Below are 8,289 nucleotides of genomic sequence, written 5' to 3'. Positions count from 1 at the left end.
CCCGCTCGCGTCTCGTCGAGCCGTGGAACCGGGTGGCGGCCGAGATCGACAGGTGGGTCGGCCGAGGGCCGCTGGTGGTGTCCGAACGCTCCCGGGCAGCCGTCGCGCTCATCACCGAACGCTTCGTCGCGGCCTACGACATGCCCTACTTCAGCCTCAACCGGGCGGCCGAGACGCTCGTCGAGCAGCTGGCCCGGCTGGACGGGTGGGCCGTGGGCCCGGGCGAGGGCGGCGACTTCTGCCACGAGACCGAGGCGGTGCTGCGCTGCGCGGCACCCATCCTGATCGACCTGGCCGAGCGGGCGCTGCCGGACCTTGCGATCCTCCCCGCCGGCCGCGCGGTGACCGAGATCGTGCCCAGGAGCATGCCCAGGCTCAGCGAAAGGGTGGCGCGCGATGCCGCCTGACACGCGGCACGTGCTCGTCGTGGGGGCGGGTGTCGTCGGCCTGCTGACCGCGCTGCGGTGCGCGCTCGCCGGCCACCGGGTCACCGTGGTGGACCGGGGCCCCGTCCCCAATCCGGTGTCCAGCTCGTTCGACCAGCACCGGGCGATCCGGGCGCTCGACCCCGCCGACCGGGCCGCCACCCGGCGGGTCGCGGCCGCCCACCACGAGTGGCTGGCGCTGGAGCGGCTGCTGGGCGCCAGGCTCTACCGCCGCGTCGGCGTGGTGACCGCCTGGCCCGCCGGCGAGGCCGACGCGGTGGCCGCGGCCGGCGCCGACGCCGGCCTGCCCGTCGAGCTCGTCGAGCCGGACAAGCTGCCGCACATGAGGTTCCCCGCGGGTTCGGTGGGGGTGCTCGAGCACGACGCCGGCGTGCTGCTGGCGCGGCGGGTCCTGACAGCCGTGGCCCGGTGGCTGGACGCGCACGCCGCGGTGACGGTGCTGCCGTGGCAGGACGTCGTCTCGGTCGACGCCGACGCGGGACGGGTCGTGCTGGCCGGCGGCCGGCGGCTGGGCGCGGACCTGGTCTTCGTCGCCGCGGGGCCGTGGTCGCGCGAGCTGGTCGACCTGCCGATGGTGCTCTACCGCCAGGCCATGGTGTACCTCAGTCCGCCCGCGGAGCTGGCGCGCTGGTGGGAGCGCGCGCCCAGCGCGGGGCGTGTCGGCGCCGACGGGCGGTCCTGGCTGCTGCCGCCGGGCGAGGGAACGCTGCTGAAGGTCAGTTCCAGCGCGGTGTGCCGGGAGGTCGACGCGGTGGCCGGCCCCGGGGACAGGGCCGCTGACGGCTCCGTGGACGGCTTCGCTGACGGCTCCGACGGTGTCGGCTCCTGGCCGGTCGACGTCGACCGGTTGGTGGCGTCGATCCTGACCGGCCCGGAGCGCTACACCGTGCGGCGGGTCAGGCAGTGCCACTACCTGGTCGACGCGGGCACCGGTGGCGCCCGTCTCGTCCGTCCCGGTCCGGCGGTGTGGGCGTGCGCGGCCGCCGGCGGCGACGGATTCCGCACCGCGCCCCTGGTCGCCGCGCGGATCGCCGCACAGATCACCGAGACCACCGCTGAGAACGCCGTGGGCTCAGCGCCGACTTGGAAGGAGTACGCATGAACAGCTCCAGGAACGTACTGCTGGTGATCGGCAGTGGGCTGAAGCTCTACCGCGAGTACCTGGTCCGATCGGCCGCCGCGCGGGCCCGGGAAGCAGGCCTCGAACTGGTACTGATCAACAACCTCCGGCCCACCTGGCAGCGCGGCTACTTCGACGAGATCACCGTGGTCAACGTCTTCGACCACGACCTGCTGGCCGGCGCGGCCCGCGAGGTGGCGGCCAGGCACACGGTCGTCGGCGTGCTGTGCTGGGACGAGCCGCTGGTGATGTCCGCCGCCGAGCTCGCCGCCGAGTTCGGCGTGCCGGGCCTCAGCATCCCCGGCGTGCACGGGTGCCGCGACAAGTACGACACCCGCTCCCGGCTCACCGCCGCCGGGCTGCTGCAGCCCGGGTTCGAGATGACGGCCACCGCCGAGCAGGCCCGGGCGGCGGCGGAGCGGATCGGCTACCCGGTCGTGGTGAAGCCCCGAGCGCTCGGCGCCAGCATGGGCGTCGTCCTCGCCGCCGACGAGGCCGAGCTGGACGAGGCCTTCCGCGTCGCGGACCAGGCCAGCCTGATCGGCGACAGGTCGTACCAGGGCGGCGCCATCGTCGAGGGCTACGCCGTGGGCCCCGAGATCAGCGTCGACGCCGCCGTGCACAAGGGCGAGTACCTGCCGATGTTCGTGGCCCGCAAGCGTACCGGAGCGCATCCCTACTTCGAGGAGATCGGCCATGTCGTCGACGCGGCCGACCCGCTCCTGCACGACTCCGTGCTGATCGACACCCTGGCGAGGGCACACCGGGTCCTCGGGATCGAGAACGGCATCACCCACGCCGAGGTGCGGCTCACCGAGCGGGGCCCGCTGATCATCGAGATCAACGGCAGGCTCGGCGGCGACCTGATCCCGTTCCTCGGCAGGCTCGCCACCGGCATCGACCCGGGTGAGGTGCTCGTCGACGTCGCCGTCGGGCAGCGACCGGACATCGTGCCGGTCAGGCGCGGCGTCGCCGGCATCCGGTTCGGCTACCCGGAGCGGGACTGCCGGGTGCGGTCGGTCCGCGTGCCACAGGCGGCGCCCGGGCTGGTCACCGCGTCCCGGATGGTCGAGCCCGGGACCACGCTGCGGCTGCCGCCGGGTGGCTACATCGCCCGCCACTCCTTCGTGGTGTGCCAGGCCGACGACACACCGACCTGCGTCGAGCGGCTGGACGTGGCGAGCGCGCTGGTCACGGTGGACGCCGACCCGGTCGCGCCGCCCCCGCCCGGCACGGCCCTGGAAATGCCCGCCGGCCTCCTGGACGTGGACGAATGACGATCAACTACGACGGGCGGCTGTTCCGCAGGGCCGGCGGCGGTGACGGCACGGTCGCCCGCTACCACCAGGACGGCGATCTGGTGTGGGCGGACTTCGCCGGTGGGCAGGTGCGCCGCGGGGCGATCATCGGTACCTGCGGGCCGGAGGGCACCCTGCGGCTGTCCTACACCATGGCGCTCGTCGACGGCCGGGTGATCTCCGGGCACACCGTGAACACCCCGCAGCGGGACGACGGCGGACGGCTGGTGCTGCGCGAGGAGTGGGAGCGCTACGGCGCGCACGCCGAGGCCGGCGTCTCCTACCTCGAGGAGGTGAGCTGAGATGCCCGGCGCGACCAGGGCGTCCGAGGCCGCCGGAGTGGCTGGAACCGCCGGGTCTGCCGGGGTGGCCGGGGTGGCCGGGGTGGCCGGCTGGCAGGGCCTGCGCAGCCTGGTCGACGGCCGCCTGCGGCTGCCGGGCGACGCCGGTTTCACCGAGGCGAGCAGGGCGTTCAACGAGCGCTACCACCACGTCCGGCCTGCCGCGGCGCTGACGGCGGCGAACGCCGCCGACGTCGGCCGGGCGATCGGCTGGGCCCGCGAGCACGGCACACCGTTCACCGTCCGGGGCGGCGGCCACAGCTATACGGGCAGCTCGGTCAACACTGGGCTGGTGCTCGACCTGCGCGGGCTGGACGAGGTGCGTGTCGACCCGTCGAGCGGACTGGTCACCGTCGGCGGCGGCGCCCGGATGAAGGCGATCTACGCCGCGCTGCGCCCGCACGACCTGGCGTTCCCGCTGGGCAACTCCGACGATGTCGGGATCGGCGGGCTGGTGCTCGGCGGCGGCGTCGCGGCGGTGTCACGCGCCTTCGGGCTGACCTGCGACGCGCTGGTGCGCACTGACGTCGTCCTCGCCGACGGCACGACGCTCACCTGCGACGGGACCGAGAACGCCGACCTGTTCTGGGCCTGCCGAGGTGGCGGCGGCGGGAACTTCGGGGTGAACACCTCCTTCACCTTCCAGGCCCGGCCGGTGCCGCCCGCCAGCTCCACCTGCCTGCTGCTGTGGTCCTGGGAGCACGCGCCCGAGGTGCTGAGCACCGCGCAGGAGGTCATGCGACGCGCGCCGGAGGCGTTCGCCGCCCGTATCGGCGCGAGCCGCGCCCCGGGCCAGGACGGCACGGTCTCGATGATCGGGCAGCATCTCGGCCCGGCCGAGGAACTGCGGGAGCTGCTCGAGCCCGCGCTGGCGGCCGCCACGCCGTACCGGGCGGACATCGCCGACCGGACCTACTGGGAGGCCGTGGACTACCTGCACCACACCACCTCGGGCGGCGCGTTCGCGGTACGCACCCGGTGCGTACCGCAGCCGCTGCCCGAGGCGGGCGTGGCGACCGTGCTGGCGGCCCTGGAGAAGTGGCCGGGCAGCGGCAATCCGGACGGTGCCGGCGTCGCCCTGTTCACCTGGGGCGGCGCGATCAACCGGGTGCCGGTGGCCGACACCGCGTTCCCGCACCGGGATGTGCTGTTCCTGATCAGCATGGACACCTCGTGGAACACCGACGATCCCGCCGAGGTGGCGCGGGACAACCTGGAGTGGCTGACCGGCCTGCACCAGGAGATGGGCGCGTTCGCCTCCGACGCGGCCTACGTCAACTTTCCCGATCCTGATCTTCCTGACTGGCGGTCGGCCTACTACGGCCCGAACCTGGCGCGGCTGAACGAGGTCAAACACCGCTACGACCCCGACCGCGTCTTCCGCTTCGCCCAGGCGATCTAGCGCTGCGTGAGCCGGCGTTCGTCCCGTCCGCCGCGCCCGGGGCAGGCGTTGGCTGACGCGGCACCAGCGCACCCACCGCATCCAAGGGGAGCGATCACATGACCGAGACACAGACCTACCGTGAGCCCGCCGCGGCCGGCCCCGGTCCGGCCGGCCTGGCCGCGCAGGCGCCACCCCGGACCGGCAGGGAGATCCTCGAGCGCGCCCGGGCGGCCGCCCCGCGGCTGCGGGAGCGCTCCGAGGACATCGAACGCGCGCGGCGGCTGCCCACGGACGTGGTGGAGATACTGCGTGCCACCGGGGTGTTCCGGATGGGCTTCGGGCGCCGGTGGGGCGGCCCCGAGCTCACCTCGGTGGAACAGACCGAGGTCATCGAGGCGCTCTCCTACGGCGACGCGTCCGCCGGCTGGTGCGCGATGATCGGTTCGGACACCGGGCTCTACGCCGCGTTCCTGGACGAGCCGGTGGCCAAGGAGATGTTCCCCAGCCTGGACATGATCACGGCTGGGCTGCTGTTCCCGACCGGGCACGCCGAGCGCGTCCCCGGCGGCTACCGGCTCACCGGCCGCTGGCAGTTCGGCAGCGGGATCACCCACAGCGACTGGGTGATCTCCGGGGCGTTCATCTACCGTGACGGCCGGCCGGAGCCGGGCCCGGACGGGGATCCGCACGACTCGCGGCTGATGATGGTGCCGCGCGAGCAGGTCGAGATCGTCGACACCTGGTACACCACCGGTCTGGCCGGCAGCGGAAGCTGCGACTACACGATCACGGACGTGTTCGTCCCCGAGGAGCACACCCTTGTCTTCGGGGCCGTGCGCAACGGCACCGGCGCGCTCGCCCAGCCGGAGGTGCACATGCGCAACATGCCCGGCGTGCCGCTGGGCATCGCGCGCGCCGCGCTCGACCACACCCGCGAGATCATCGCCAGCCGGGCACGTCCGACGGGCGCCGCCGCGGCCGACGACTACCGCATGCAGGTCGTCATCGCCGGCTGCGAGGCCGACTTCGTCGCCACCCGCAACGGGGTGTACGGCAGCATGCGGCGCCAGCACGACGTCCTGGCCGCCGGGGGCACCTTCGACGATCTCACTCCGGACGAGCGGGCCGCGTTGCCGCTGTCGCGCCTGCACGCCTTCCGAACGGCGCGGTCGATCGTGAGCCGGCTCTACGACCTGCTGCAGACCGGTTCGATCTACCGGCCGTCCCCGCTGGACCGGTGGCTGCGTGACACGAACACGATGTGCCAGCACATCGTCGCCCAGGACCGCATCCTGCAGTCGGCCGGTGCCCATCTGCTGGGCGGCAGGCCCGGTTTCCCGCTCTGCCTCGGCATTGTATGACGTTCTCGCAGGCAGTTGTCCCGTCCGTGACCGTGTGATTCGGCATTCGTGTTGTCGGCGCGTTTTCAGGGGTGGGCCGACGGAAAAGCAGGTGTCCGGACCGGTCGCGGACGATGACCGTCCGCGGTCCCGTCGAACGCTGCTTCGGCATCATCGACGTCTTCGGCATTATCATCGTGAATGGAAAGAACATGAGACCATTTCGATCCGCTGTCTGCTCAGTGATAGCGCTCACCGTGCTGCTCGGCGCGTGTGGCACGAACACCACGAGTGGTAAGGGAGATGCGAGCGGTACCAGCCCGAACAGGCAGTCGATCATCAGCTACAGTGAGACCGAACCGGAAAACCCACTGATCCCCGGCGACACGACGGAGGTTGGCGGCATCGGAGTTCTCGGCGCCCTGTTCAAGGGGCTCGTGGAGTACGACGCGAAAACCGCCGCACCACGCAACGCCGTTGCCGAGTCCATTCAGACCACCGACGCAAAGGTCTATACAATCAAACTGAAGTCCGGGTGGACCTTCCATGACGGCACGCCGGTCACGGCGAAGAGTTTCGTCGACGCCTGGAACTACACCGCCTACTCCCCGAACGGGATGCAGGGCGCGAACTACTTCTCGCACGTCGAGGGTTTCGGCCAGGTGAACAACGCGACGCCGGACGGCGGGCAGCCGGACGCCCTGCCGCCCGCGAAGGAACTGTCGGGCCTGAAAGTCGTCGACGACAGCACCTTCGTCGTGACCCTGTCCGCGCCGTTCTCCACGTTTGCCACCCAGCTCGGCTATGCGGCCTTCTTCCCGCTGCCGGCGAGTTTCTTCGCCGACCGAAAGGCCTACGAGGCGCATCCGGTCGGCAACGGTCCGTTCCAGTTCGTGTCGTACACGGAGGGGAAGAGCCTCCTCGTGAAGCGCTACGACGGCTTCGCCGGCGAGAAAGCGCACGTCGACGGCATCGACTTCCGTTTCTACGCGAACCTGGACGACGCCTACGCGGACGTGTTGGCGAACAAACTCGACTATCTCTCGTTCACGCCGTGGTCGTCGACGGTCAACAGCAAGATCAAGACGGATCTGCCGGACTCCCGGCGTGCCTCCTACACATACCTCGGACACCAGGCGATCGCTTTTCCCCTCTATGACGGGCGCTTTGCCGACGTGCGGCTGCGGCAGGCCATCTCGATGGCCATCGACCGGGTCGACCTGATCAGGAAGGTCTTCAACGGGGCTCGGACGCCGGCCGACGGCATCGTGGCGCCGAACGTGCAGGGCTACGTCGGCAACCAGTGTGGGGAACTGTGCACCTATCAGCCCGAGAAGGCCAGGAAGCTGTTCGAGGAGAGCGGGTTCCAGGGGCCGGTCGTGCTGACCTCCAACGTCGACTCCGCCAACCAGCAGTGGATGGAGGTGACCTGCGAGTCGATCCAGAGGACGCTCGGCCGGGAATGCCGGTTCGAGCCGGTACCGACGCTCGGTGAGTTCCGCCGGAAGCTCGACGACGGGACGATAGGCGCGATCTATCGCAGCGCCTGGGTCGCCGACTACCCGTCGATCGAGAACTTCCTCAACCCGCTGTTCAGGACCGGTGGCTCGTCCAACGTCGGCCAGTACTCCAACCCCGCCGTCGACGCGCTGCTCACCCGCGCCGACGGGGCGCCGTCGGAGCGGGAGGGCGAGAAGCTCTACCAGGAGGCCGAACGGCTCGTGCTGCGGGACATGCCGACGATTCCGATCTGGTACCAGAGCGCCACGGCCGCCTGGTCCGCACGGCTGCACAATGTCGTCCCCACCCAGTTCCGTGAGCTGGACCTGCAGAGCGTCACGGTCTCCTAGCTGAATCACTCCGCAGATTGCCGTCTTGTACTGCCGTCTTGTATGGCTCGTCTTGCATCGCCGTCTTGCATGGTTGTCTTGCATTGTGGCCTCCGCCCGACCACCGGTGTCGACCAGCGATCCCGACGTATCCGAATCGCGACCGGCCCGACCGAAATCATCAGGGGGGAAGATGACCGACCAGGAGGTTGGCGTACCGACGGTCGGAGCGGGGCCGGCAACAGACCCGGCACTCGCGGCCACCATCGAGAAATCGCTCGCGGCCGCTGTCGGGAAATCCGGTCCGCGTGGGCTGGCTGAGAACACCTGGAAACCATCGGACTGCCAGCGGCGGGTCGCCGGTTCTCCGAAGCACGCGGGTACTCGCCACGGGGCTTGGAACGAGACTGTCGTCGAACCGCGACGTACAGGTGACGGTACAACCACCAGCACAACCACTATCAGTACAACCACTACCAGCACAACCGCCGGTACAACTGTCAGCCGGGCTGTGGCTCCCGCCGGCGGTGA

6 protein-coding genes are annotated in these 8,289 nt (G+C 71.0%); all 6 read left to right on the top strand.

Features of this window, described 5'->3' with window-relative positions; genetic code table 11:
* The first annotated feature begins 396 nt into the window (after positions 1 to 396).
* A complete protein-coding gene (locus tag FrCorBMG51_RS18610; RefSeq protein ID WP_047224336.1) occupies positions 397 to 1,548 on the top strand; it encodes an FAD-dependent oxidoreductase in 1,152 nt (383 codons plus the stop codon).
* Positions 1,545 to 2,843, top strand: coding sequence for an ATP-grasp domain-containing protein (locus FrCorBMG51_RS18605; protein ID WP_047224335.1), 1,299 nt, complete (start codon positions 1,545 to 1,547; stop codon positions 2,841 to 2,843). The genes FrCorBMG51_RS18610 and FrCorBMG51_RS18605 overlap by 4 nt, the downstream gene beginning before the upstream one ends.
* Complete coding sequence (locus FrCorBMG51_RS18600) at positions 2,840 to 3,166, top strand: avidin-fold protein (protein WP_047224334.1); 327 nt, start codon at positions 2,840 to 2,842, stop codon at positions 3,164 to 3,166. Before FrCorBMG51_RS18605 ends, FrCorBMG51_RS18600 begins: the two co-directional genes overlap by 4 nt.
* Position 3,167: 1 nt before the next feature.
* Positions 3,168 to 4,607, top strand: coding sequence for an FAD-binding oxidoreductase (locus FrCorBMG51_RS18595; RefSeq protein ID WP_083731237.1), 1,440 nt, complete (start codon positions 3,168 to 3,170; stop codon positions 4,605 to 4,607).
* A 98-nt stretch (positions 4,608 to 4,705) separates the two neighbouring features.
* Positions 4,706 to 5,950 carry an acyl-CoA dehydrogenase family protein gene (locus tag FrCorBMG51_RS18590; protein ID WP_086055557.1) on the top strand — a complete coding sequence of 415 codons (1,245 nt, stop codon included), beginning with the start codon at positions 4,706 to 4,708 and terminating at the stop codon, positions 5,948 to 5,950.
* Positions 5,951 to 6,063: 113 nt separating this feature from the next.
* Complete coding sequence (locus FrCorBMG51_RS18585; RefSeq protein WP_200902502.1) at positions 6,064 to 7,779, top strand: peptide ABC transporter substrate-binding protein; 1,716 nt, start codon at positions 6,064 to 6,066, stop codon at positions 7,777 to 7,779.
* The last annotated feature ends 510 nt before the right edge of the window (positions 7,780 to 8,289 follow it).

This window comes from Protofrankia coriariae (genome assembly GCF_001017755.1).
GTDB classification, from domain to species: domain Bacteria; phylum Actinomycetota; class Actinomycetes; order Frankiales; family Frankiaceae; genus Protofrankia; species Protofrankia coriariae.
This window is presented reverse-complemented; position numbering and strand designations above follow the sequence as displayed.

Coding starts and splice junctions, on each gene's coding strand:
- FrCorBMG51_RS18610 (WP_047224336.1), top strand. CDS start 397: ATGCCGCCTGACACGCGGCACGTGCTCGTCGTGGGGGCGGGTGTCGTC.
- FrCorBMG51_RS18605 (WP_047224335.1), top strand. CDS start 1,545: ATGAACAGCTCCAGGAACGTACTGCTGGTGATCGGCAGTGGGCTGAAG.
- FrCorBMG51_RS18600 (WP_047224334.1), top strand. CDS start 2,840: ATGACGATCAACTACGACGGGCGGCTGTTCCGCAGGGCCGGCGGCGGT.
- FrCorBMG51_RS18595 (WP_083731237.1), top strand. CDS start 3,168: ATGCCCGGCGCGACCAGGGCGTCCGAGGCCGCCGGAGTGGCTGGAACC.
- FrCorBMG51_RS18590 (WP_086055557.1), top strand. CDS start 4,706: ATGACCGAGACACAGACCTACCGTGAGCCCGCCGCGGCCGGCCCCGGT.
- FrCorBMG51_RS18585 (WP_200902502.1), top strand. CDS start 6,064: ATGACCGTCCGCGGTCCCGTCGAACGCTGCTTCGGCATCATCGACGTC.